17 protein-coding genes are annotated in these 23,666 nt (G+C 71.7%); 8 read left to right on the top strand and 9 right to left on the bottom strand.

What is annotated here, in order from left to right; genetic code table 11:
• Positions 1-65 precede the first annotated feature (65 nt).
• The 4 genes from OIE74_RS11680 to OIE74_RS11665 all read right to left on the bottom strand — a co-directional run bounded on the left by OIE74_RS11680 (position 66) and on the right by OIE74_RS11665 (position 6,969).
• Positions 66-3,938 (bottom strand): multifunctional oxoglutarate decarboxylase/oxoglutarate dehydrogenase thiamine pyrophosphate-binding subunit/dihydrolipoyllysine-residue succinyltransferase subunit, encoded by a 3,873-nt coding sequence (locus tag OIE74_RS11680; protein WP_329381636.1) that lies wholly within the window; start codon positions 3,936-3,938, stop codon positions 66-68.
• A gap of 247 nt (positions 3,939-4,185) precedes the next feature.
• On the bottom strand, positions 4,186-5,208 hold the full coding sequence (locus OIE74_RS11675) for a HAMP domain-containing sensor histidine kinase (protein WP_329392257.1): 1,023 nt from the start codon (positions 5,206-5,208) through the stop codon (positions 4,186-4,188).
• Between the two features lie 149 nt (positions 5,209-5,357).
• On the bottom strand, positions 5,358-6,095 hold the full coding sequence (locus OIE74_RS11670) for a response regulator transcription factor (protein WP_329381634.1): 738 nt from the start codon (positions 6,093-6,095) through the stop codon (positions 5,358-5,360).
• 109 nt (positions 6,096-6,204) lie between these two features.
• Positions 6,205-6,969 carry a spermidine synthase gene (locus OIE74_RS11665; protein ID WP_329392256.1) on the bottom strand — a complete coding sequence of 255 codons (765 nt, stop codon included), beginning with the start codon at positions 6,967-6,969 and terminating at the stop codon, positions 6,205-6,207.
• Positions 6,970-7,163: 194 nt separating this feature from the next.
• On the opposite strand from OIE74_RS11665, the gene lon reads away from it, so the two are divergent.
• Entirely contained in the window at positions 7,164-9,578 is a 2,415-nt protein-coding gene (gene lon / locus OIE74_RS11660) for an endopeptidase La (protein ID WP_329381631.1), read from the top strand.
• Between the two features lie 104 nt (positions 9,579-9,682).
• On the opposite strand, the gene OIE74_RS11655 is transcribed toward lon, so the two are convergent.
• On the bottom strand, positions 9,683-10,528 hold the full coding sequence (locus OIE74_RS11655; protein WP_329381628.1) for a lysozyme: 846 nt from the start codon (positions 10,526-10,528) through the stop codon (positions 9,683-9,685).
• Positions 10,529-10,769: 241 nt separating this feature from the next.
• On the opposite strand from OIE74_RS11655, the gene OIE74_RS11650 reads away from it, so the two are divergent.
• On the top strand, positions 10,770-11,264 hold the full coding sequence (locus OIE74_RS11650; RefSeq protein WP_443076086.1) for a MarR family winged helix-turn-helix transcriptional regulator: 495 nt from the start codon (positions 10,770-10,772) through the stop codon (positions 11,262-11,264).
• Between the two features lie 48 nt (positions 11,265-11,312).
• Here the strand turns inward: OIE74_RS11650 and OIE74_RS11645 are convergent, their stop codons facing one another.
• Entirely contained in the window at positions 11,313-12,098 is a 786-nt protein-coding gene (locus OIE74_RS11645; RefSeq protein WP_329381625.1) for a hypothetical protein, read from the bottom strand.
• Between the two features lie 482 nt (positions 12,099-12,580).
• On the opposite strand from OIE74_RS11645, the gene OIE74_RS11640 reads away from it, so the two are divergent.
• Genes OIE74_RS11640 through OIE74_RS11620 form a run of 5 tightly spaced genes read left to right on the top strand, consistent with a single transcriptional unit; the run spans position 12,581 to position 18,286 of the window.
• The gene (locus tag OIE74_RS11640; protein ID WP_329392254.1) at positions 12,581-15,427 is read left to right on the top strand and encodes a sensor histidine kinase; all 2,847 of its coding nucleotides are present in this window, start codon (positions 12,581-12,583) and stop codon (positions 15,425-15,427) included.
• Positions 15,424-15,912 carry a roadblock/LC7 domain-containing protein gene (locus tag OIE74_RS11635; protein ID WP_329381622.1) on the top strand — a complete coding sequence of 163 codons (489 nt, stop codon included), beginning with the start codon at positions 15,424-15,426 and terminating at the stop codon, positions 15,910-15,912. Before OIE74_RS11640 ends, OIE74_RS11635 begins: the two co-directional genes overlap by 4 nt.
• Positions 15,909-16,376: a DUF742 domain-containing protein gene (locus tag OIE74_RS11630; RefSeq protein WP_329381619.1), complete on the top strand. Its 468-nt coding sequence runs from the start codon at positions 15,909-15,911 to the stop codon at positions 16,374-16,376. Before OIE74_RS11635 ends, OIE74_RS11630 begins: the two co-directional genes overlap by 4 nt.
• Positions 16,357-17,013, top strand: coding sequence for a GTP-binding protein (locus OIE74_RS11625; RefSeq protein WP_329381616.1), 657 nt, complete (start codon positions 16,357-16,359; stop codon positions 17,011-17,013). The genes OIE74_RS11630 and OIE74_RS11625 overlap by 20 nt, the downstream gene beginning before the upstream one ends.
• A 28-nt stretch (positions 17,014-17,041) precedes the next feature.
• A complete protein-coding gene (locus OIE74_RS11620) occupies positions 17,042-18,286 on the top strand; it encodes a styrene monooxygenase/indole monooxygenase family protein (protein WP_329381613.1) in 1,245 nt (414 codons plus the stop codon).
• A 15-nt stretch (positions 18,287-18,301) separates the two neighbouring features.
• On the opposite strand, the gene OIE74_RS11615 is transcribed toward OIE74_RS11620, so the two are convergent.
• The 3 genes from OIE74_RS11615 to OIE74_RS11605 all read right to left on the bottom strand — a co-directional run bounded on the left by OIE74_RS11615 (position 18,302) and on the right by OIE74_RS11605 (position 22,876).
• On the bottom strand, positions 18,302-19,585 hold the full coding sequence (locus OIE74_RS11615; RefSeq protein WP_329381610.1) for a C40 family peptidase: 1,284 nt from the start codon (positions 19,583-19,585) through the stop codon (positions 18,302-18,304).
• A 158-nt stretch (positions 19,586-19,743) separates the two neighbouring features.
• Entirely contained in the window at positions 19,744-22,404 is a 2,661-nt protein-coding gene (locus OIE74_RS11610; protein WP_329392253.1) for an outer membrane protein assembly factor BamB family protein, read from the bottom strand.
• A gap of 199 nt (positions 22,405-22,603) precedes the next feature.
• Positions 22,604-22,876 carry a hypothetical protein gene (locus OIE74_RS11605; RefSeq protein ID WP_329392252.1) on the bottom strand — a complete coding sequence of 91 codons (273 nt, stop codon included), beginning with the start codon at positions 22,874-22,876 and terminating at the stop codon, positions 22,604-22,606.
• A 258-nt stretch (positions 22,877-23,134) separates the two neighbouring features.
• On the opposite strand from OIE74_RS11605, the gene OIE74_RS11600 reads away from it, so the two are divergent.
• The gene (locus OIE74_RS11600) at positions 23,135-23,638 is read left to right on the top strand and encodes a hypothetical protein (protein WP_329381607.1); all 504 of its coding nucleotides are present in this window, start codon (positions 23,135-23,137) and stop codon (positions 23,636-23,638) included.
• The last annotated feature ends 28 nt before the right edge of the window (positions 23,639-23,666 follow it).

Below are 23,666 nucleotides of genomic sequence, written 5' to 3'. Positions count from 1 at the left end.
GTACGAGGGCCCGGCACCGCTCGCGCGCGGTGCCGGGCCCTCGTACGTACGTCAGATCACACCGGTCAGGCGTCGAACACCTCGGCGCACAGCTGCGCCTGCTCCGCCTGGTGCCGCTTGGCGGAACCGACCGCCGGCGACGAGGAAGCGGGCCGCGAGATACGGCGCAGCCGCTCGTCGTGCGGGACGTCGGCGCCGACCGCCAGGTCCAGGTGGTCGATCAGGTTGAGCGCGATGAACGGCCACGCCCCCTGGTTCGCCGGCTCCTCCTGCGCCCACAGGTACTTCTCGGCGTTCGGGTACTTCGCGATCTCCGCCTGGAGCTCCGCGCCCGGCAGCGGGTACAGCCGCTCCAGCCGCACGATCACCGTGTCCGTCAGACCGCGCTTCTGCCGCTCGGCGTCCAGGTCGTAGTAGACCTTGCCCGCGCAGAAGACGACCTTGCGGACGGCCGCCGGATCGATCGTGCCCGCCTCGGTCATCGAGTCGCCGATCACCGGGCGGAAGCCGCCGGTGGTGAACTCCTCGATCTTCGAGGTCGCCGCCTTCAGCCGCAGCAGCAGCTTCGGGGTGAAGACGACCAGCGGCTTGTGGTGCGGGTTGTGGACCTGCCAGCGCAGCAGGTGGAAGTAGTTCGACGGCAGGGTCGGCATCGCGACCGTCATGTTGTTCTGCGCGCACACCTGGAGGAAGCGCTCGGGGCGCGCGGACGAGTGGTCCGGTCCCTGGCCCTCGTAGCCGTGCGGCAGCAGCAGCGTGACGCCCGAGGTCTGGCCCCACTTCTGCTCGGCCGATGAGATGAACTCGTCGACGACGGTCTGCGCCCCGTTGACGAAGTCGCCGAACTGGGCCTCCCACATGACCAGCGACTCCGGGCGGGCCAGCGAGTAGCCGTACTCGAAGCCCATCGCCGCGTACTCGCTGAGCAGCGAGTCGTAGACGTTGTACCGGGCCTGGTCCTCGGCCAGGTACAGCAGCGGGGTGTAGTCCTCGCCGGTCTCCTGGTCCACCAGCACCGCGTGGCGCTGGCCGAACGTGCCGCGGCGGGTGTCCTGGCCCGACAGCCGGACGGGGGTGCCCTCCATCAGCAGCGAGCCGATGGCGAGCGTCTCGCCGGTGCCCCAGTCGATCGTGCCGTCCTCCACCGACGCCGCGCGGCGCTGCATCTGCGGCATGAGCCGCGGGTGCACCGTGATGTGGTCGGGGATGTTGACCTGGGACTCGGCGATCCGCTTGACGACCTCCTGGGAGATGGCCGTGGTGACCGCGACCGGGAACTCCGCCTGGGCGTCCGGGACATGGGCCGGAGCCGGGTGCGACGTGGCCTCGCGGACCTCGGCGAACACCTTCTCCAGCTGGCCCTGGAAGTCCTGGAGCGCCTGCTCCGCCTCTTCCAGGGTGATGTCGCCGCGGCCGATCAGCGATTCGGTGTAGAGCTTGCGCACCGAGCGCTTCTTGTCGATCAGGGTGACCATCTGCGGGTTGGTGAACTGCGGGTTGTCGCCCTCGTTGTGACCGCGCCTGCGGTAGCAGATGAGGTCGATCACGACGTCCTTGTTGAACGTCTGGCGGAACTCGAACGCGAGACGCGCCACCCGGACGCACGCCTCCGGGTCGTCACCGTTCACATGGATGATCGGCGCCTCGATCATGCGCGCGACGTCGGTCGCGTACATCGAGGAGCGCGAGGCCTCCGGGGCGGCGGTGAAGCCGACCTGGTTGTTGATCACCACGTGCACCGTGCCGCCGGTGCGGTAGCCGCGCAGCTGCGACATGTTGAGCGTCTCGGCGACGACACCCTGGCCCGCGAACGCCGCGTCGCCGTGCAGCGCGACGGGCAGCACGGTGAAGTCCGTGCCCGCCTTGTTGATGATGTCCTGCTTGGCGCGCGCGATGCCTTCGAGGACCGGGTCGACCGCCTCCAGGTGCGAGGGGTTCGCGGCCAGCGAGACCTTGATCTGCTCGCCGTCGAGACCGGTGAAGGTGCCCTCGGCGCCCAGGTGGTACTTCACGTCGCCGGAGCCGTGCATCGACTTCGGGTCGAGGTTGCCCTCGAACTCGCGGAAGATCTGGGCGTACGACTTGCCGACGATGTTCGCCAGGACGTTGAGCCGGCCGCGGTGGGCCATGCCGATGACGACCTCGTCCAGCCGCGACTCGGCCGCCGAGTCGATGACCGCGTCGAGCAGCGGGATGACGGACTCGCCGCCCTCCAGCGAGAACCGCTTCTGGCCGACGTACTTGGTCTGGAGGAAGGTCTCGAACGCCTCGGCGGCGTTGAGCCTGCGCAGGATCCGCAACTGCTCCTCGCGCTCCGGCTTGGTGTTGGAGCGCTCGATGCGGTCCTGGAGCCACTTGCGCTGCTTCGGGTCCTGGATGTGCATGAACTCGACGCCGGTGGTGCGGCAGTACGAGTTGCGCAGCACGCCCAGGATGTCGCGCAGCTTCATCATCGACTGGCCGGCGAAGCCGCCGACCGCGAACTCCCGCTCCAGGTCCCACAGGGTGAGGCCGTGTTCGGTGATGTCCAGGTCGGGGTGCTTGCGCTGGCGGTACTCCAACGGGTCGGTGTCGGCCATGACATGGCCGCGCACCCGGTAGGAGTGGATCAGCTCGAAGACCCGCGCGGGCTTCGTGACGTCCTCGTCGTGCGAGGCGTCGATGTCCTTGAGCCAGCGGACCGGCTCGTAGGGGATGCGCAGCGACTGGAAGATCTCGTCGTAGAACTCGTTCTCGCCGAGCAGCAGTTGGCTGACGATCCGCAGGAACTCGCCCGAGGCGGCGCCCTGGATGACGCGGTGGTCGTACGTGGAGGTCAGCGTCATGACCTTGGAGATGCCCAGCTTGTTCAGGGTGTCCTGCGAGGTGCCCTGGAACTCGGCCGGGTAGTCCATCGATCCGACGCCCATGATGACCGACTGACCGGGCATCAGACGCGGCACGGAGTGGACCGTGCCGAGGCCGCCCGGGTTGGTCAGCGAGACGGTGACGCCGCTGAAGTCGTCCATCGTCAGCTTGTTGTTGCGGGCGCGCCGGACGATGTCCTCGTACGCCTGCCAGAACTCGAAGAAGTTGAGCGTCTCGGCCTTCTTGATGCCGGCGACGACGAGCTGGCGGTCGCCGTTCGGCTTCACCAGGTCGATGGCCAGACCGAAGTTGATGTGCTCCGGCTTGACCAGGGTGGGCTTGCCGTCCTTCACCGTGAAGGAGTAGTTCATCGACGGCATGGCCTTGATGGCCTGCACCATCGCGTAACCGATGAGGTGCGTGAAGGAGATCTTGCCGCCGCGCGCCCGCTTCAGGTGGTTGTTGATGACGATGCGGTTGTCGAAGAGCAGCTTCACCGGGACGGCGCGCACGGACGTGGCCGTGGGCAGCTCCAGCGACATGTTCATGTTCTTCGCGACGGCGGCCGACGGGCCGCGCAGCGTCACGTACTCGGGGCCCGTGGGCTCCCCGGCCGGCGCTTCCTTCGGCTCGGCCACGACCGCGGGCTTGGCGGCGGGCGCAGCCTTCGCCGGTGCGGGCGCGGCGGCGGCGGGCCTGGCCGGCGCGGCGGGGGCGGCCGGCGCCTGGGTCTCGGCCTTGGGGGCGGGGGCCTGCGCGGGAGCCGCCGCCACGGGCTTCGCCGGTGCGGCCGGGGCCGTCGCGGTGGTGGTGGCGGGCGGCGCTGCCGGTGCGGCGCTCACCGCAGCCCCCGCGGCTGCGGTGGATGTCGCGGCCGGCTCCGGGGATTTGTCCGCCGCACCGGTGGTGCCCGGCTTGTAGTCGGCGAAGAAGTCCCACCAGGCACGGTCGACCGAATTCGGGTCCTGGAGGTACTGCTGGTAGATCTCGTCGACGAGCCATTCGTTGGGCCCGAAGGCGGCGGCAGGATTCTTTTCCTGCCCCGTTTGGTCGGTCGAGACGCTTGAGTTACTGGGGGACTGAGACGACACGGCGGCAACCGCCCTCTTCCGCTTCACAAGGTGATGGACAGCGGGAATCAAGGCTACGCCTACCGGACCGAGAGGAGCAGACCGGGCGGGGGCAACGTCATGCAAGTCACACCGGAAGGCGGGTTTCGGCACAGGAATTGGCGGGAAACTAGCCAGGTTTCCTTGGGGCAGTCCTTGTAGCTGTCCTCGGAACTGTGGACACACCGTGGGAACGAGCACTTCCGGTGCCTCCGGCTCGAACCTTACGTCAACCCCGCGCCCGAGGTATTCCCGGAAGTGTCACCTGGATGAGGCACCCGCGAACGGATTCGGCCACCCCGATGCGTCCGCCGTGCAGATCCACCGCCCAACTCGCGATCGCCAGCCCCAGTCCCGTACCGCCGTCGCTGCCCGGCCCGTGCGGCGAGGGTGAGCTGCCGCGGTTGAAACGCTCGAAGACCCGGTGGCGCTCCGGCTCCGGAATGCCCGGCCCCTCGTCCTGGATCTCCAGATCCAGCGACTCGGGACCGTGCCCGCGCCGCGCCCGTACGGTCACCCGGCCGTGCGGCGGGCTGTGTTTGACCGCGTTGTCGATGAGATTGGCCACCACCTGGTGCAGCCGCTCCGCGTCCGCGTGCGCCGTCAGCTCCGGCGGCGACACATCCAGATGCAGATGGACGTCCGTGCGGGTGTGATTGCCCGAGGCCGAGCTGAGGCCGCGCTGCGTGGCCGCGAGATTGGCCTCCTTCAGGACGCCCGACAGATACGGCCACACCTCGAAGCGCCGTGCCTTGAGCGGCAGCACACCGTTGTCGAGCCGCGAGAGGTCCAGCAGCGTCTCGACCAGCCGGCCCAGACGCTCCGTCTGCTTCAGCGCCGTACGCATCGTCTCCGGGTCGGCGGCGGACACCCCGTCCACCACGTTCTCCAGCACGGCGCGCAGCGCGGCGATCGGAGTGCGCAGCTCGTGCGAGACGTTGGCGACCAGCTCCTTGCGATGCCGGTCGACGGCCTCCAGATCGTCCGCCATCCGGTTGATGGTGGAGGCCAGGTCGCCCAGTTCGTCACGGCGGTCGGCGCCGCTGACCCGCCGCGTGTAGTCACCGTGCGAGATGCCCTTCGCGACGGTGTTCATCTCGTCCAGCGGCGCGGTCAGACCGTGCGCCACGAACTGCGTTATCAACAGCGTCGCGATCATCGAGAAGACCGTGATGAAACGCAGCTCCGTCTCGGTGCGCAGCGCCACCATCAGCAGGCCCGTGGTGATGAGCACGGAGACCACGACGAGCATGCCGAGCTTCGTCTTGATCGAGAACGGCCGCAGACCGCCGCCGTCGGGCCCGCCGATGGCGCCGTGCCCGGCTCTGATCCTGGCCGGTCCCTTCCGTGCGGGGCCCTGCCTGGACGGGTCCTGGCGCGGCGCGCCGCCCGGCGACCGGCTCATGGCGCCGGTGTCTCCAGGGCGTACCCCACGCCGTGCACCGTACGGATCCGCTCGGCGCCGATCTTGCGGCGCAGCGCCTTGATGTGGCTGTCGACCGTACGGGTGCCGGAGGCGTCCGCCCAGTCCCACACCTCGGCCAGCAGCTGCTCGCGCGAGAGCACCGCGCGGGGCGTGTTCGCCAGGCAGACCAGCAGGTCGAACTCGGTGGGCGTCAGATGCACGTCCTCGCCGCGCACCCGTACCCGGCGCTGCGCGTGGTCGATCTCCAGCTCGCCGAGGCGCAGGATGCCGCTGCGCGGTGTCACGGCGGCCAGCGCCGCGCGTTCCACCCTTCGCAGCAGCACATGCACCCGGGCCGCCAGCTCCCGCATGGAGAACGGCTTGGTCATGTAGTCGTCGGCCCCGACACCGAGCCCCACGAGCATGTCGGTCTCGTCGTCGCGCGCCGTCAGCATCAGCACCGGTACGGGGCGCTGCGCCTGAACACGACGGCAGACCTCCAGACCGTCGAAGCCGGGCAGCATCACGTCGAGCACCATCAGATCGGGCTGCCAGGCCTCGGCGGCGTCGACGGCGGCAGGGCCGTCGACGGCCGTCTGGACGACGAAGCCCTCGGCACGCAGCCGGGCCGCGATGGCGTCCACGATCGTCGCGTCGTCCTCGACCACGAGCACTCGGCGCTGCGCGCCGGGAGAGGCCGCGACCCCGTTCTGGCTGGTGTGTGTCTGCTCCATCGCCCCGCCCCTGCTACGTTCCGCGATCCGTGTTCCTCGATCCACGTTCTGCGTGCAGATGTGGATCCCGTGTGTGGGGAGCAGCGTAGAGGCACCGGAGGGGTCCCGGCTACGCAGGGCGAACGCCGAGATGGACCACGTCAGGCACTCCCCGGGCAACTTGGATCTCTTCCGTCCTAACCCCGGTGAAACCGGCATTCCGCAAGGCTTCCTCGAACGCGGGCGAAGGCTGCGCGGACCAGACGGCGAGCACTCCGCCGGGGTTGAGCAGGGCCAGACAGGCGGCCAGTCCGCCGGGTGTGTAAAGGTTCGCGTTCTCGTCCGTGACGGTCCAGCCGGGGCCGTTGTCGATGTCCAGGCAGAGCGCGTCGTAGCGGTCGAGCGGCTGGTCGCCGCCTTCCGGCGGCTCCGTCCCCGGCTCCGTGCTCGTACGGATGTAGTCGACCAGATCGGTGTGGAGGATCACAGTCCGCGGGTCGCCGAGCGCCGCTCCGGAGATCCGTGCGAGCGGTCCCTCGTGGTGCCAGTCGATGACCGCCTGCTCGCGTTCGACCACCACGATCCGGCCCCAGCGCTCGTCGTCGGCGGCGTGCGCGAGCGAGAAGCCGACGCCGAGCCCGCCGATGAGGACGGACGGCAGGCCCTCGCGGCGGCCGGGGGCGAGGGCGGCCTGCGCGGCGTCGATCAGCAGGCGCTCGGAACGGCCGTCGGAGGTGTCCATCAGGAAGGTGCCGTTGGCGATGATCTCGTGGATGTCACCGCCGCCGCCGTCACCTGTGCCGCCGCGACCGGGCCGCCGGCGCAGGACGACCTCGCCGTAGGGGCCGTCGCGCCGGTCCAGGGTGACGGGACGGTCGTGGATCGTTCGGGACATGGGCTCGGGCACGGGGACGTCTCCTCAGTTCTGCGGGCGACCGGGGCCGGCGCCATCCTCGCGGGGTACGCGGGGCGACGACAAACCGGGGGGATCGCTCAGAGCGAACACCCTCCCCAGGTATCGGGGAACAACTGGGGGCTCACAAGCATTGAGTCTGCATAGCTCAACTTTTGACTGCCGAAGGGGAGACCATGGCTGCCACGTCCACACCACTCACCCTGCCCGTGCTGCCGCTCGACGACGAGGTCGTGCTGCCCGGGATGGTGGTGCCCCTGGACCTGTCCGACACCGAGGTGCGCGCCGCCGTCGAGGCCGCCCAGGCGGCTGCCCGCGACGAATCCGACGGGGGAAAGCCGAAGGTGCTGCTCGTGCCGCGCCTCGACGGGGCTTACGCGGGGACCGGCGTCCTCGGGACCGTCGAGCAGGTCGGCAGGCTCTCCGACGGCGACCCCGGCGCCCTGATCCGCGGCAGGGGCCGTGTCAGGATCGGCGCCGGTACGACCGGGCCCGGCCGGGCCCTGTGGGTCGAGGGTCTGCACGTCGACGAGACCGTGCCCGACCCGCTGCCCGGCTCCGTCACCGAACTGATCAAGGAATACAAGGCTCTCGCCACCGACTGGCTGAAGAAGCGCGGCGCCTGGCAGGTCGTGGACCGTGTCCAGCAGATCGACGACGTCTCGCAGCTCGCCGACAACGCCGGTTACTCGCCGTTCCTCAGCACCGCCCAGAAGGTCGAGCTGCTGGAGACCGCCGACCCGGTGGCCCGTCTGAAGATGGCGACCGACCAGCTCCGCGAGCACTTCGCCGAGCAGGACGTCGCCGAGTCCATCGCCAAGGACGTCCAGGAGGGCGTCGACAGGCAGCAGCGCGAGTTCCTGCTGCGGCGCCAGCTCGACGCCGTACGCAAGGAGCTGTCCGAGCTCAACGGCGACGCCGCCGACGAGTCCGACGACTACCGGACCCGCGTGGAGGCCGCCGACCTGCCCGAGCACGTCCGTGAGGCGGCGCTCAAGGAGGTCGACAAGCTGGAGCGGTCGTCCGACCAGAGCCCCGAGGGCTCGTGGATCCGCACCTGGCTGGACACCGTCCTCGAACTGCCGTGGAACGAGCGGTCCGAGGACGCGTACGACATCCAGGGGGCCCAGCGCGTCCTCGACGCCGAGCACGCGGGCCTGGACGACGTGAAGGAACGGATCACGGAGTACCTGGCCGTGCGCAAGCGCCGTAACGACCGCGGCCTGGGCGTCGTGGGAGGCCGCCGCGGCGGCGCCGTCCTCGCCCTCGTCGGTCCGCCCGGCGTCGGCAAGACCTCGCTCGGCGAATCCGTCGCGCACGCCATGGGACGGTCCTTCGTCCGCGTCGCGCTCGGCGGTGTCCGGGACGAGGCGGAGATCCGCGGCCACCGGCGTACGTACGTGGGCGCTCTCCCGGGCCGTATCGTCCGGGCGATCAAGGAGGCCGGTTCGATGAACCCGGTCGTCCTGCTCGACGAGATCGACAAGGTCGGCTCGGACTACCGGGGCGACCCGGCCGCAGCCCTCCTGGAAGTCCTCGACCCGGCGCAGAACCACACCTTCCGCGACCACTACCTGGAGGTCGAACTCGACCTCTCCGACGTGGTCTTCCTCGCCACCGCGAACGTCCTGGAGTCCATCCCCGAGGCACTGCTCGACCGGATGGAGCTGGTCCGTCTCGACGGCTACACGGAGGACGAGAAGGTCGTCATCGCACGCGACCACCTGCTGCCCCGGCAGCTGGAGCGGGCCGGTCTGGAGACCGGCGAGGTCACGCTGGAGGACGAGGCCCTGCGCAAGCTGGCGGGCGAGTACACCCGCGAGGCGGGCGTGCGTAACCTCGAACGCTCCATCGCCAGACTGCTCCGCAAGGTCGCCGCACAGCACGAGCTGGGCGAGCGTGAGCTGCCCTTCTCCGTAGGAGACGGCGAGCTGCGCGGCCTCATCGGCCGGCCGCACCACGTGCCCGAGTCCGCCCAGGACCCGGCCGAGCGCCGCACCGCGGTGCCCGGCGTGGCCACGGGCCTCGCCGTGACCGGCGCGGGCGGGGACGTCCTCTTCGTGGAGGCGTCGCTGGCCGACCCGGAGACGGGCGGTTCGGGACTCACCCTGACCGGACAGCTGGGCGACGTCATGAAGGAGTCGGCACAGATCGCGCTCTCCTTCCTGCGCTCGCACGGCGCGGAGCTGGAACTGCCGGTCGCCGACCTGAAGGACCGGGGCGTGCACATCCACTTCCCGGCGGGCGCGGTGCCGAAGGACGGCCCGAGCGCGGGCATCACCATGACGACGGCGCTCGCCTCGCTGCTGAGCGGACGCCAGGTCCGTACGGATGTCGCCATGACCGGTGAGGTCTCGCTGACCGGACGTGTCCTGCCCATCGGCGGCCTGAAGCAGAAGCTGCTGGCCGCGCACCGCGCGGGCATCACCACCGTCGTGATCCCCAAGCGGAACGAGGCGGACCTGGACGACGTCCCCGCCGAGATCCTGGAGAAGCTGGAGGTCCACCCGGTGACGGATGTCCGCCAGGTTCTGGAGATCGCGCTCTCGTCGGCGACGGCCGCCGCGACGGAGATCCCGGTCGCCGCGTAACGGCGGAGGCCGGAGACGGCCGGAAACAGGGGTGGGCCCCCGGCACTCGGTGCCGGGGGCCCAACCTCGTTCGCGCGCGGGTCGTTCACGCGCCGGCGCCGCTGTCAGCCGTTCGCGAGGGCCACGACGCGGTCGAGCGCGCCGTTGAACCTGTTGTGGTCGCCGACGATGGGCCCGGTGGAGGTGTACTGCCACATCGTGTAGTAGCCCCAGCCGGCCGGGAGTTCACCCACGGTGGAGTTGTACCGGGCCACCCAGAGCGGGTTCGTGGAGCCGAAGCCGCTGTAGTTGCCCGTGCACTGGGTCCACCAGCTGGTGGCCGTGTAGATCACGGCGTCACGGCCGGTGCGGGACTTGTACGTGTTCAGGAACTCGCGGATCCAGGCGACCATCTGCGCCTGCGTCTTGCCGTAGCAGGCGGCGCCGTACGGATTCCACTCGATGTCCAGCACGCCGGGCAGCGTCTTGCCGTCACGCGACCAGCCACCGCCGCCGTCGACGAAGTAGTTGGCCTGGTTGGCGCCGCTGGAGTCGTTGGGGGTGGCGAAGTGGTACGCGCCACGGATCATGCCGATGTTGTACGAACCGTTGTACTGCTGCGCGAAGTACGGGTTCTTGTAGTAGTTGCCTTCCGTGGCCTTCACATACGCCCACTTGACGCCGCTGGTCCACAGAGAGCCCCAGTTGACGTTCCCCTGATGGCTGGAGACGTCGACGCCTTCGGTCTGCACGGCGCGGTTTCCGGCGGCCGGGCTGCCGCCCTGGCCGTCGTGCTCGATGACGCCCATGCCCATGTGGGCCGAGCCCCGTTGGGGGGTGTCCGAGGTGCGGGGGGTGCCGTCGGCGCTCGCCGCGCCCGGCAGGGTGAGGAGAAGGGCGAGAGCCGCGAGGAGGACGCCTGCCAGGGTGAGGCGGCGGTGGCCTGACGCGTCGGATCTGTGCACGGACATGTTCGTGCCTCCGAGAACCGTTGAGGGGGGAGCCCATGAGGGGGAGCCCATGACGTGTCGGCGGTCATGGTGTGGACATGCCAACACTGCGCTGGAAACGACGCTACGCGGACGCGGCGGAGCGGGGGAAGGGCCCCAGGCCGGTGCCGTTGGTATAAACCTGCGAAATAATGACCGAGCTGGGGCAATGGGTCCCGGCGACGGGAAACTTTCAGGAGCGGGAAAGCTCGCGATGAGTGCTATGGGTGCTGACGTGCACGGAGACGGTACGGCGAATGAACCCGAACCGGCCGGGAAAAGTGATGTGGACAGCGAATTCCTGGCACTGGAACGGGAGTTGGCCGTCTTTCTGCGGCGCGCCAGAGCCAATTCCGGTGAAATGGCCCGCGAGGTCCACCCCGAACTGGAGCCCGCCGCCTACGGACTTCTCGTACGGCTGGAGGAGACCGGTCAGCAGCGCGCCACCGATCTCGCCCTCTATTTCGGCGTCGGCAAGGCGACGATGAGCCGTCAACTCCACGCGCTGGAAGGGCTCGGACTGGTCACGCGGGAGCCCGACCCCGCCGACGGGCGCGCCTCGCTGGTCCGTCTCACGGCCGAGGGACTCGCGCGCTTCCGCCGGGTGCGGGACGCGCGGCGCGAGCGGTACGTGCGCAAGCTCGCGGACTGGAACCGGACCGAGGTCGCCGAACTGGCGCGGCTGCTGCACCAGTTGAACACCCGCGCGGCGAACTGACCGCGCCTGCCGAAGAAGCCTGGTGCGGAGGCGGGGCGGGCGGCGGGGTCACGGCTCCACGTACACGACGGTCGCGTCGTCGTACGGCTTGCCCCGCCGGAAGGCCACCCCGTCCGGGTCCGCCGACTCCGCCGCCCGTACCCGGTCGATCAGCTCCTGCGGGCCGCTCTTCCTGACGAGGGCCAGGCAGTCCGCCCAGTCGCCCTCCCGGAACACCTCGACCCAGCGCGCCGCGCCGTCGGTGAGGGCCACCATCGCGCGTACCTCCGAGGCGGGCGTACGCCCCGTCACGGCCTTCGACGCCACGTCCGGGTCGACGGCCGCGGTGAAGAAGCCGCCCGCCGCGTTGCGCAGCGCGTCCGTCGCGGCGGCCTGGCGGCGCACGGCGCGCGGGATGCGGTCCAGCCGGTCGTCCACGACGGCCCGTACCTCGCCGGCCGGCGACTCCAGGAGGAGGGTGGAGTCCGAGAGGACGAGATGCTCGACCGTCGCCGCGTCCCAGCGCACCATGACGACGGTTGCCTGGGGTGTTCGGGCGTGAGAAAGGTCACAGGTGTCACGGTGGGCGTCGGCCGTACGCCGGATCGACTCCCCGAGCACGTCGGCGAGGGTCATCTCCCGCCGGGAAGCGGACAGTTCGGTCAGCGCACCGCCCAGTCGCGAGGTGAACCACGGCACGCCGTGCGCACAGCCGTCGCCGCCGTCTCGCGGAGGCGTCACGCCGTCCAGCGCGATCAGGGTGCCACCGCTGCCCGCCGACGGCGTGGCCACGGCGGTCCAGTCCTCGTTCGGGCGCGGGTGGCTGCCGGGGGCGGTGGCGATGTCGATACGCATGGGCCCCAGTCTGCCGCAGCCCCGCGCGGCTCCGCCGGGCGCCCGCGCCGCGTCCGCGCGGCTGCGGCGAGTCCTCTCGTGCGCTCCGGCGGGACGGTGACGTATCGGGCGTAACGCCCCGTACCGACGATGCGGCCGGGGACCGCGACGCGCCTTCGCGTACCCGCCGCGCGACGCGCCGGGACCTCGCGACCGAATGGACCGGAATGAGCGGCTCCGCGCCGATGCGGCCCGGCATCCTGCCAAAGCTCACGCGTAAGTTCCAACCGCCCCACCGTGCGCCCCCGTGACGCGCGCCCGCGCGAGTTGTTCGCCAACTCCTCCTTGATGTTCACTCGTTCAGGTGGCGGAGCGGCCGATACGCGCCCCCTCCGAGAAACGCTGGAATGGTCGGAAGCCGTGCCAGGGGTGGAGGGCTTATCCGGGTCTGACCGGACGTCATCTCCGCTTCATGGGCGGACGAGTCGAGAATGCGAGCACCGGTGCAGAAGAAGCGGCCTCGGGGCAAGAGCGGCACGCGCGGCGGGTCCCAGGGCTCGACGGAGCCCCGTAAGCCGGCGGCGCCCCGTAAGGCGGGGACGCCCGATTCCGCCGGAGCGGACGTGCCGGGGACTCCCGCTGGACGGCCCGTACGCGTACGCACCCGGCTCGTCGCCGCGGTCGCCGTCGTCGGCGTCACCGTCGTGGCCGCGGGCATGCCCGCCGTCCTGGGCGCGTCCTCCGAACTGAACGACGCCCAGAGCCTGGTCACCCTCGCCGAGCTGAACCGGCAGACGGCCGTCCTGGCCCACTCGCTGGCCGACGAGCGGGACGAGGTCGTCGTCCATATCGCCGGGGGCCGCCAGGAGGCGGACGCCGGGAGCGACGGCGGCAAGGGCGAGGACGGCGACGAGACCGACAGCGCGCCCGGCGCCGCCCCCGCGACACGCGTCGACCGGCAGATCGACGAGATCGACCCCGTCGCCTCCGTCGGCCTGCGCAGGGACCTCTCCACCGTCCCGTCCATCCGCCGCACGGCCCTCACCGGCAAGGGCACCGCCCTGGAGGCGTACCAGGCCTACACGGACGTCATCACCAAGCTGCACGCCCTCGGCGACGAGGTCGCCGAGAAGACACCCCCCGGGGCCGCCGACGGCACCCGCGCCCCCGCCGCCCTCGGCCGCGCCGTGGAACAGGCGTCGGCCACCCGTGGCCTGCTGCTGGCCGCGCTCGCCGTCCCGGAGCCCAAGAGCGAGGCGCCGCGGTACGACCCCGTCACCGGCCTGCCCGTCCAGTCCGACGACAGCGACGAGGGAGCCGAGAGCGAGCGCACGCGCGACGCGCTCAGCGCCGCCGCCCAGCGGGCCCGCGTCCATGAACTCGTCTCCCTCGCCGACTTCGACCGGTCGGCGGGCGCCGACGCGCGCGACTCCCTGGCCACGACCGTCACCGGGCCCGACGTCACCACGGCGGAGAAGTACCTGTCCAACCTCGCGGACAGTCCCGAACTCTCCGACGGCGACCGCGACGCCAACAGGGAAAAGGTCGAGTCGTCGCTGTCCAGCCGTATCGAGCAGATGCGGGGCGTCGAGTCCGGCATCGGCTCCGCCCAGCTCAAGCGGCTGGAGGCGCTGCGCGACGACGGGGTCACCACGCTGGAGGCGGGCATCGCGCTCCTCGGCGGCCTGCTGATCGTCGCCGTCGGGGCGTCCACCGCCGTCGCGCGTACGCTCACCCGGCCGCTCGCCGTCGTGCGTATCGGCGCGGCCCGGCTGGCCTCCGAACCCACGACCGGGGAACCGGTCCGGTTCACCGGCCGCAACGACGAGTTCGGCCAGGTCGTACGGTCGGTCAACAGCCTGCACGCCAAGCTGCTCGACGTCTCCGCGCGCGCCGAGAAGCTCAACGGCGAGCGCACCGGACTGATCGGCGCCCGGCAGGCCATGGCCGACCAGCGCACCGAACTCCAGGAGCGGACCGGGGAGATCACCGCACAGCTGGAAGCGCTGCGGCACACCGTCGACCACACGTTCGTCAATCTCTCGCTGCGCACGCTCGGCCTCGTGGAACGCCAACTCGGCGTCATCGAGACCCTGGAGGAGCGCGAGCAGGACCCGGACCGGCTCGGCGTTCTCTTCCAGCTCGACCATCTGGCCACGGTCATGCGCCGGCACAGCGAGAACCTGCTGGTGCTCGCCGGGCATGAGCAGGGCGCGAGTTACGCGGGCCCCGTACCGCTCGTCGACGTCCTGCGGGCGGCCGTCAGCGAGATCGAGAAGTACGAGCGGGTTACCATCCTGTCGCTGCCGCCGGGCGCCCAGCTGGCCGGGTTCGCCGCGGACGACGTCAGCCATCTCGTCGCCGAACTCCTGGAGAACGCCACGTCGTTCTCGCCGCCCGGCGCGCAGGTCGAGCTCTCCGGCTGGCGGCTGGAGAACGGCGACGTGACGCTCGAAGTGCAGGACAAGGGCATCGGTATGCCGGCGGAGCGGATCGCCGAACTCAACGAGCGGCTCGCGGACCCGGAGGCGTACCGGCCGCAGCCGGCCAAGAAGGGGAAGTCCAAGAAGTCCGGGAAGGCGGGGGCGCCAGGCACCGACGGCGACGGCGAGGGTCTCGGCCTGCACATGGCCGCGCTGCTCGCCACGCGTCACGGTGTCGGCATCACGCTGCGCGAGCACCAGCAGGGCGGGCTCGCGGCCGTCGTCGTACTGCCGGGGGCCCTGCTGCCGACGGCCCTGCCGGTCGCGGGGCAGCACCGCTCGACGGCGGCGGGCGAGGCGCCGCAGGTGCTGCTGCCCGGGGCGGTCGCGGAGGCCAACTCCAATGCCCTGCCCGGCCGTTCGGAGGCGTCCGCCGACGACCCGTACGCCATCGGACCCGAGGCGCACGAGCGCGTCGCGGACGAAACGGACGACGAGCAGGACGAGTTGACCGAGCCGGCCGAGGCCACCGAGGCGGGGGAAGCGGACGGCACGGTCGGGACGGACGACACGGTCGGGACCGACGACGAGGAGTCGCCCACCGACGTCGTCACCGACACGGGGCTGCCGAAGCGCACCCCCAAAGTCGTCAAGCCGGGCGCCACATCGGCCGACCGGACGGGTAGCGTCGACGCGGACGCGTTGCGCCGCAGGCTCGGTGGCTTTCACCGAGGGGCCAAGGACGGCAGGCGCGACGCCGATGCCGAGCTCTTGGAGCAGACCGAAGTGCAGAAGCAGACCGGCCCGGTTCAGACGGGCCCAGCGCAGACCAGTTCAGTACCGCGGCAGCGGGACGAAGCGGCGGAGGCGACGACCGGAGGACGGACGGACGAGACGGGGGAAACTGTAGAGGAGGCACGCAGTTGACGGCGACCGGCACATTCGGACTCAGTAGCGAAGCCCGCAATCTCCACTGGCTGTTGACGAATCTCGTGCGGGAGGTGCGGGGCGCACGCTCCGTCGCGGTCGTCTCCTCCGACGGACTGCTGCTGCTGTCGTCGGACCCGGCACAGCACGAGGTGGCGGACGCGGCGGACGGGAGCGCGAGCGAGAGCCCGCGCGGCTCCAGCTCCGACCTGGCCACCGTCATCTCCGGCATCAGCAGTCTCACCCTCGGCGCGGCCGAACTGATGGACACCGGGGGCGTGAAGCACACCATGGTCGCCATGGCGCAGGGCAGCGTCTTCGTCATGTCGATCAGCGACGGTTCACTTCTCGGCCTGCACGCGGGCGCCGACTGCGACATGCACGACGTGGCGTACCACATGGCCGTGTTCGTCGGCCGCGCCGGACACGTACTCACCCCCGAACTCCGCAGTGAGCTGCGCAAGTCCCTGGAGAGTGCCCGATGACATCGGTGTCCGCGGCCGGAACGGGCCGCGGATTCCCCGGCGGCGGGCCGCGCGCCCGCGGCCTGCCGGTGCGTGTCCCCGACCGCCGCGCCGCGCGCGTACGGCCGTACTCGCTGACCGGCGGCCGGACGCGCTTCGGCCATGTGCTGCTGGTCGAGACGTTCGTCGCCGCGCTGGAGGCGTCGGAGGAGCACCAGGAGCCCCACGAGCGCAAGGAGCCGGCGAGCGGCGCCCGTGCGCCGCGCTTCATGCCGGAGTCCCGCGCCATCGTGGAACTGTGCGCCCGGATGCGGACCGTCGCCGAGATCTCGGCGCTGCTGAAGATGCCGCTGGGAGTCGTCAGGGTGCTGCTCAGCGACCTGGCCGACCAGGGCAGGATCCGGGTGTACGGGACGGGCCAGGGCAGCGACCACCCGGACCGGGCGCTGTTGGAGAGGGTGCTGGGTGGACTCCGCCGTCTCTGACGTGTCGCGGGCGCCGGGCACGGCCGACGACGCCTCCGAAGAGGGCCTGCGCGCCTGGCAGTTGGACCGCAGCAGGGCGCCCATAGCCACCAAGATCGTGGTCGCGGGCGGCTTCGGCGTCGGCAAGACGACCTTCGTCGGAGCCGTCTCCGAGGTACGGCCGCTGCGCACCGAAGCGGTGATGACGAGCGCCGCTCAGGACATCGACGACCTCACCGCCACCCCGGAGAAGACGACCACCACCGTCGTGATGGACTTCGGCCGCGTCACGCTCGACGACGACCTCGTGCTGTACGTCTTCGGCACCCCGGGCCAGCAGCGCTTCTGGTTCCTCTGGGACGACCTGGTGCGCGGCGCGATCGGCGCCGTCGTCCTGGCCGACACCCGCCGGCTCTCCGACTGCTTCCCCGCGCTCGACTACTTCGAGAACAACGGCCTGCCGTACGTCGTCGCCGTCAACCACTTCGAGGGCACGGAGTCCTACGAGGTGAAGGACGTACGGGAGGCCCTGTCCGTGCCGGCGCGCGTCCCCGTGCTGACCATGGACGCGCGCAACCGGATCACCGTCGTCGACACGCTGCTGGCCCTGGTCGGCCACGCCGTCGAAGCGGCCCCCGAACAGCCCGCCGGCAGCTGAGCGGGCAGCAACATACGGAGAACCCGCCATGCGGAAGATACTCGTCGTCGGGGCCGGACAGTCCGGCCTCCAGCTCGCCCTGGGACTCCAGTCGCACGGGTACGAGATCACCCTGATGTCCAACCGTACGGCGGACGAGATCAGGTGCGGCCGGGTGATGTCCACCCAGTGCATGTTCCACACCGCGCTCCAGCACGAGCGAGATCTCCGGCTCAACTTCTGGGAGTCCCAGGCCCCTTGTGTCGAGGGGCTCGGCGTCTCCGTCGCCGCGCCCGACTCCTCCCGCGCGACCGACTGGCTGGGCAGGCTCGACGGGATCGCCCAGTCCGTGGACCAGCGGGTCAAGATGGCCGGCTGGATGGAGACGTTCGCCCAGCGTGGCGGCCAACTCGTCATCCACGGTGCGGCGGTGTCCGACCTCGACTACTTCTCCCGTACGTACGACCTCGTCCTCGTCTCGGCGGGCAAGGGCGAACTGGTCGCGATGTTCGGCAGGGACGCCGCCCGCTCCCCGTACGACACACCTCGGCGCATGCTCTCCGTCGCGTACGTCCACGGGCTGGGCCCGCGCCCAGAGCATCCCGAACTGGACGCCGTCCGCTGCAACTTGGTCCCCGGCGTCGGCGAGCTGTTCGTGATGCCGACGCTGACCGTCACCGGCCGCGCGGACATTCTCTTCTGGGAGGGCATACCCGGCGGCCCCGTCGACGTCTTCCAGGGCGTCAGGGACCCGGCCGACCATCTCTCGCTGACGCTGGAGCTGATGGAGCGGTACACGCCCTGGGAGTACTCGCGGGCCACGAAGGTCGAGCTGACCGACGCGAACGCCACCCTGTCGGGCCGTTACACGCCCATGGTCCGCAACCCCGTCGGGCGGCTGCCCGGCGGCGGCGTGGTCCTCGGTGTCGCCGATGTCGTCGTGGCCAACGACCCCGTCACCGGGCAGGGCTCCAACTCGGCCTCCAAGTGCGCCGCCTCGTATCTGGACTCGATACTGGCGCACGGCGACCGGGAGTTCGACGAGGCGTGGATGCGGGCGACGTTCGAGCGCCACTGGGAGAGCGCGCGGCACACCACCAAGTGGACGAACACGATGCTCGCCCCGCCGCCGGCGCATGTGCTGGACATGTTCGAGGCGGCGGGCCGGCTCCAGCCGGTCGCCGACCGGTTCGCGAACGGCTTCGACGACCCGTCGGACTTCGAGAACTTCTTCTACGACGCGCGGAAGACCAAGGCCTATCTCACCGAGGCGGGCGGGAGCACGGCCGGCTGACGCCGCCTCCGGAGGTCAACCCGCCGGTGCGGTGGCCGAGTTGTTGCCCGTGTCGTCGCCCGCGGTGGCCCCCGGCGGCAGCTCCGGAGGCTCGTACGACGCCGCGTCGAGCGGTGCGGCCCCCGGGTCCGGCCGTACAGCGCCGAGCAACGGGTTCGACGCGATGGGGGAGACCTTCACCCGGCCCCCGGGGCGCGGGGCATGGACGACCTTCCCGGCGCCGAGGTAGATCGCCACATGGGTGGCCTTCGGGAAGTACACCACCAGATCGCCGGGGCGCAGCTCGCTCAGCTTCACCCTGGGCAGCCCGGCCCACTGCTCCTGGCTCGTACGGGGCACACTCACCCCGGCGCGCGCCCAGGCCCGCGAGGTGAGCCCCGAGCAGTCGTACGACTCCGGACCCTCCGCGCCCCACAGATACGGCTTGCCGATCTGGCCGACGGCGTACGTCAGCGCCTCGTCGCCGCCGGCCGACGGCGCTCGGAGGCTTCTGCTCAGGCCCCCCGTCGTGGCCGTCCCCGCCACCGCCCCTGACGCGGTCTGCGGCGCGGGCGCGGCGTCGCCGAGCGCGCCGGAAGTGATCAGTTTCTCCTGCGCCTTGTCCGTGTCGGCGTCCTCGCGCTCAGCGATCGCCGCGATCTGCCCGGCGGTGAGCGAGGCGAGCATCTTCTCCACGTCCGCCAGCTTCGCCCGGACCGTGTCGCGCTGCCTCTTCTGCTTCGCGGCGAGTGCCTTCTGCTCCGCCAGAGCCTTCCGGGACTGGGCGGCGAGGGTGTCGGCACGCCTCTCGCCGTTGGTCAGCCGCGCGATCGTCGACAGCCGGTCGCCCTGCGCACGGTCCATCAGATGCTGCTGGTCGAGGGCGTGTTGGGGGTCGCCGGAGAGCAACAGCTGGATGTAGGAGGAGAGTTCGGAGGTGCCCTGATACTGCTGACGGGCGAGCCGCCCGGCCTGGACCCGGCTGCGGACCAGTGCCTCGCGGGCGTCGGTGAGGCCCGTGCCGACGCTCTTCGCCTTGGCCTGCTGGGCGGTGAGCTTCACCTCGGTGGCGTTGTACGCCTCGGTGGCCTCCTCGGCCTGCCGGTACAGCTTCCGCAGCTCGGTGAGCAGTTGGGAGACGCTGCGCGGGGCGCCGTCGCCGCGTGGAGCCGTGACGGGCCCGGCACCCGTGACGGACGGGGCACTTGGGGACGCCTCGGCGCCCGGAACGGGTTCGGCGCCGGCCGGTGCGGCGTACGGGGCCGCGACGACGGCGGCGAGTGCCGCCGTACAGACGGCTCGCGGAAGTCTGCCTGACACACCATCACCTCCGTTTGCGGGACGGCCTGTCCGGCCCCAAGGTGATGATGCGGCGTCACTTGCCCCGATCCCGTGTGCTTACCGCACAATTGGGCGACATGGCGGCACGCCGTCACCCCCGGAGGGCCGATACGACGGCCCCCCGGCGTGGTGGCTTGTCAGTCGACCGGCAGCGCGTAGAACGTGCCCCCGCGCCGGATCACGGCGGTCTTCCCGGCCATCAGCGGCTGGTACGGGGGTGTGGCCACGGCCGTGCCGTCCGCGCCGGGGGAGGGGGCGGGGCCGCCGGCGTTCTGGAACTTCCAGAGCCGCTTGCCGTCCTTCGCCCCGAACGCCGTCACCTGGAGCCCGTCGGCCGACAGCACCGTCCGGCCGCTCTCGCTGAGCGAGATCCGGGGGACACCCGTCCAGGCCGGACCCTCGGTCGTGCCCTTCCAGCGCTGTACGCCGGACTCGGGGTCGAGCGCGTAGACCTCCTGGTAGCGGTTGGCGATGTAGAGCGTGGAGCCGGCGAGAGTGCCGGTGCCGAAGGCGAAGGGCTTCTGCCCCGGCACCTCGGGCGCGCCCGACCTGCGCCACACCTGCTTGGCGTCGGCGGTGTCGTACGCGTACAGCTGATCGGCCGCAGCGGCGTACAGCCGGCCCTTCGCGTCGCCGACCGAACCGCCCACCGGCGGCACGGCGCCGAACGACTTCGACCAGGTCCGCTTGCCGCTCACGCGGTTGAAGCAGTGGTAGACCGACCGGCCCTTGGCCGCCTTGACCTGGACGGGCAGCAGCGACTTGGCGTCCTGGCGCACCACGATGTCCGCCTCGCGTACGGCGATCAGCTGGTACACCGGGGTCAACGGCGCGCGGCCGTTGGCGATCACGGTGCGCCACAACTCCTTACGGGTCGTCAGATCGAAGGCGAAGAGATGGGTGCGGACCACGGCCGCCTTCCCTGTACCGGTCCGGTACGACCCGGTGAACCAGACCTGGCCGTCAGCGGTCCCGGCGACGCCCGCGACCTTCAGACCGGGGGCGCCCTTGACGCCGTCGGCGTAGTCGACGCGGTGCTCGACGGCGCCCGACGCGGCCCTGATCCAGAGCAGACCGGCCGCCCCGGCGACGAAGCCGAGCCCGGCCGAGACGGGCAGCGCCTGGTGGAGGGAGGCGGCCTCGGGCTTCTGCCAGAGCCGCTTCCCGGTGCGTACGTCTACGCCGGTGGCGCCGGAGCCCGTGGTCAGGACGAGGGTGCGGTCGCCGATGACGGCGGCGTTCAGGACTTCGTCGGCTGCCCCCTTGTGTTCGTACGCCCAGAGGGCTTCGGGCGGCAGCCCGGTCAGGCCCTTGGGGGTGTCGTCGGCGGGCTTGTTGTCGCTGTCGTCGGACGGCTCGTCGTCGGCGAGTGCGAGGACGCCCCCGCCGCCGATCACCAGCCCGGCGGCGCCGGCGGCGATGGCGGTGAGGAGCGCGCGCCGGCCGAGCGGCTGAGCGGGCGGCCCGCCGAGAGAGCGCCCGAGGGGCCGTCTGAGAGGCCGTCCGAGCGCGGCGAAGCGGCCGGAGCCCGAGCCGGCGCCGGTGGGTGCGGTGAGGGCGGGCGCCGGACCCGGGGGCGGCCCCGGCGGCAGGGCGGGCGGTCCCTGCGGTCCCGGCGCGGGCGGGAGGGACTGCGACTGCTGCGGCACCGGAGCGGCGGCCGGCGGCAGCGGGAGGGCGGTCGGCTCCGGCCGGGCGCGGGGCAGCGACAGGGCGGCGGTGGGCCGGTCGACGACACCGCTCTCGCCACCGGACGCGGTCCGGGGCCGGCCGATGCGGGTGGTGCGGGTGTCGGGCTCGGGCGCGGCGCCGGGTGCGGCGTCGGCCGGCGCACCGGAGACCGAGTCCGCAGGAGCGTTCGCAGCCCCGTCCTTCGGGCCCTCCAGCGGGGCGTGCAGGGCGTCGACCCGGGCGGCCTGTTCGGCGATCGAGGCCGACAGGGCGGCGGGCAGCCACCCGTCCGGTCCGGCGCTCGCCGCCGCTGCCGCGCCCTCCAGCGCCAGTTCGGCGGCGACGGCCCCGGCGGTCGGCCGCTCGCCCGGCTCCTTCGCCAGGCAGCGCGCGACGAGCGACCGCAACTCCTGCGGCACACCGTCGAGTTCGGCCGTCCCGTACGCGATGCGTTCGATCGCCGATTCGGCCGGCCCCTTCGTGAGGGGCGTCGTACCGGTGGCCGCGTACGCCAGCAGCAGCCCCAGTACGAAGATGTCCGACGGCGGCCCCGGTACCTCGCCCTCCAGCTGCTCCGGAGTGAGATACCCGAGCCGCACCGACAGCCGTCCGCCCTCCATGGCCTCGGCGGACGCCGCCGCGCCGAGCGCCCCGAAGGCGGTGAGACGCGGCCCGTCGGCGGCCAGCGTCACGGTGTCGGGGGCGAGGCCCTGGAGGACGGCTCCGCTCGCGTGCACCCGCGACAGCGTCTCGGCGAGCCCGGCGCCCAGTATCCGCACGGCCCGCTCGGGCAGCGGACCGGCGACGGCGACGGCCTCGCCGAGGGTGAGCGCGGGGACGTAGTCCGACGCGGTCCAGAGTGTGGCTTCCCCGGACGGGTCCGTACGGGAGCCGAGCAGTGGCTGCACCCAGCCGCCCGCCAGCCGCTCGGCGGTCCGCGCCTCGGCCTGGAAGCGCCGCTGGAAGGCGGGCAGCGCGGCGAGGGCGGGGCGGGCGACCGTGACGACGACGGTGCCGCCGTTCGGCCCGTACGCCAGATACCGCACGGCACTCGCCGACTCCCGGTACCGCGCCAGCACGGTGTAAGGGCCGACGAGACGCGGGTCGTCGTGCCGCAGCGGTTCCATCACGCGTATGCCCCCTGGTGGCTCGGCCGGGAGGTCGTCTCCGGCCTGGTCGATCCTAGGTTCCTGTCCGATCGGTCCAACGGGGCGTCCCGCCCCGCGACAGAACCTAGATGGTGCCCGACAAATCCCGCCTGCCGCACCATATGTGGCCGTGTAAGGCCACGGACTTGGCGATCGGGTGGTGCCCGAAACCGTCCCGTCAGCCGTTCCCCGGCTTCGACCAGGGCCACTTGAGCGCGCGCCGCTCGCGGCCCTCGGGGACGTACTCGTACTTCCAGCCCCGTTGCAGCCCGAGCCGCTTGGTGTACCCGGCGGGCGCGCGCCGGTACGCGAACACGGTGGGCGGCCCGCCGGCGGCGTCCGGCACGGGGACCTCGTACCACTTGGGCGGCTGCCCGGTCGGGCCGGTCAGCACGGGCAGTACGCGACCGTCCAGCGGCCCGCCGACAAAGACGGTCTCTTCGCTTCTCACGCCGCCAGTGTCGCGCAGCGCCCGCCCCGCGCCGACGCCGGTCACCCCCGCGGCGTACGGCACCCGCCCCGCCGTCCGTCCCCGTCCCACCTCCGCGACCAGCGGCTTAGCGGTCCCGGCTGATCCGTTCGACGGAACCCGGCGCCACGCCTCGGCGCGCCGCTTGACGGCGCCTCTGCCTTTGATGAAGGCCACGGCCCGGTTTTCCCAGCGGGTGGCCGACGCCCGCGCCGCGCCAAGGAAGCGGAGATCCTCACCATGCGCGTTGTTCGCGTTCTCGCCACCGCCGCCCTGTCCTCGCTGGCCCTCGGCGTGGGTGCGACGGCCGTCCATGCCGACCCCCAGCCGACCCTCACGGTGAGCCCGAGCCCGGCGCGGCCCGGCTCCCCGGTCACCCTCTCCCTCAACGGCGGCTGCGACGCCAGCACCGTGACGGCCTCCTCCGGGGCCTTCACGGGCTCGGTCACGCTCACCGCGAGCTCGACGACGGGCATCTACCGGGGCACGGCCACGATCCGCCGTGACGCCCGCGCCGGCACCCACACGGTCAACATCTCCTGCCCGAACGGCAGCCCCTCCACCTTCACCTTCACCGTCGCGAGGTCCTCGACCCCGTCCCCGACCCCGACCAGGGGTGCCAGGGGCGGCCTGGGCGGGAGCGTCTCGGGCATGGACGCGACGAAGGTCGCGGCAGGGGCGGGACTGGTCACGCTGGCCGCCGCGGGCGGCACGCTGGCGCTGCGCCGCCGGGCGAAGCACTGACGTCCACGCGGGCCACCGGGACCGGCGC

The sequence above is a fragment of the Streptomyces sp. NBC_01716 genome, assembly GCF_036248275.1.
GTDB lineage: Bacteria > Actinomycetota > Actinomycetes > Streptomycetales > Streptomycetaceae > Streptomyces.
The sequence above is the reverse complement of the archived record's forward strand: the minus strand, read 5'-3'. Positions and strand labels throughout refer to the sequence as shown.

Bases quoted from the DNA above. Each gene is read 5' to 3' on its own strand.
- OIE74_RS11675 (WP_329392257.1), bottom strand. From the start codon at position 5,208: ATGCTCGTCGTGGTCTCCGTGCTCATCACCACGGGCCTGCTGATGGTG.
- OIE74_RS11600 (WP_329381607.1), top strand. From the start codon at position 23,135: ATGCGCGTTGTTCGCGTTCTCGCCACCGCCGCCCTGTCCTCGCTGGCC.
- OIE74_RS11670 (WP_329381634.1), bottom strand. From the start codon at position 6,095: ATGGAGCAGACACACACCAGCCAGAACGGGGTCGCGGCCTCTCCCGGC.
- OIE74_RS11630 (WP_329381619.1), top strand. From the start codon at position 15,909: ATGACATCGGTGTCCGCGGCCGGAACGGGCCGCGGATTCCCCGGCGGC.
- OIE74_RS11665 (WP_329392256.1), bottom strand. From the start codon at position 6,969: ATGTCCCGAACGATCCACGACCGTCCCGTCACCCTGGACCGGCGCGAC.
- lon (WP_329381631.1), top strand. From the start codon at position 7,164: ATGGCTGCCACGTCCACACCACTCACCCTGCCCGTGCTGCCGCTCGAC.
- OIE74_RS11610 (WP_329392253.1), bottom strand. From the start codon at position 22,404: ATGGAACCGCTGCGGCACGACGACCCGCGTCTCGTCGGCCCTTACACC.
- OIE74_RS11645 (WP_329381625.1), bottom strand. From the start codon at position 12,098: ATGCGTATCGACATCGCCACCGCCCCCGGCAGCCACCCGCGCCCGAAC.
- OIE74_RS11620 (WP_329381613.1), top strand. From the start codon at position 17,042: ATGCGGAAGATACTCGTCGTCGGGGCCGGACAGTCCGGCCTCCAGCTC.
- OIE74_RS11655 (WP_329381628.1), bottom strand. From the start codon at position 10,528: ATGTCCGTGCACAGATCCGACGCGTCAGGCCACCGCCGCCTCACCCTG.
- OIE74_RS11650 (WP_443076086.1), top strand. From the start codon at position 10,770: ATGGGTGCTGACGTGCACGGAGACGGTACGGCGAATGAACCCGAACCG.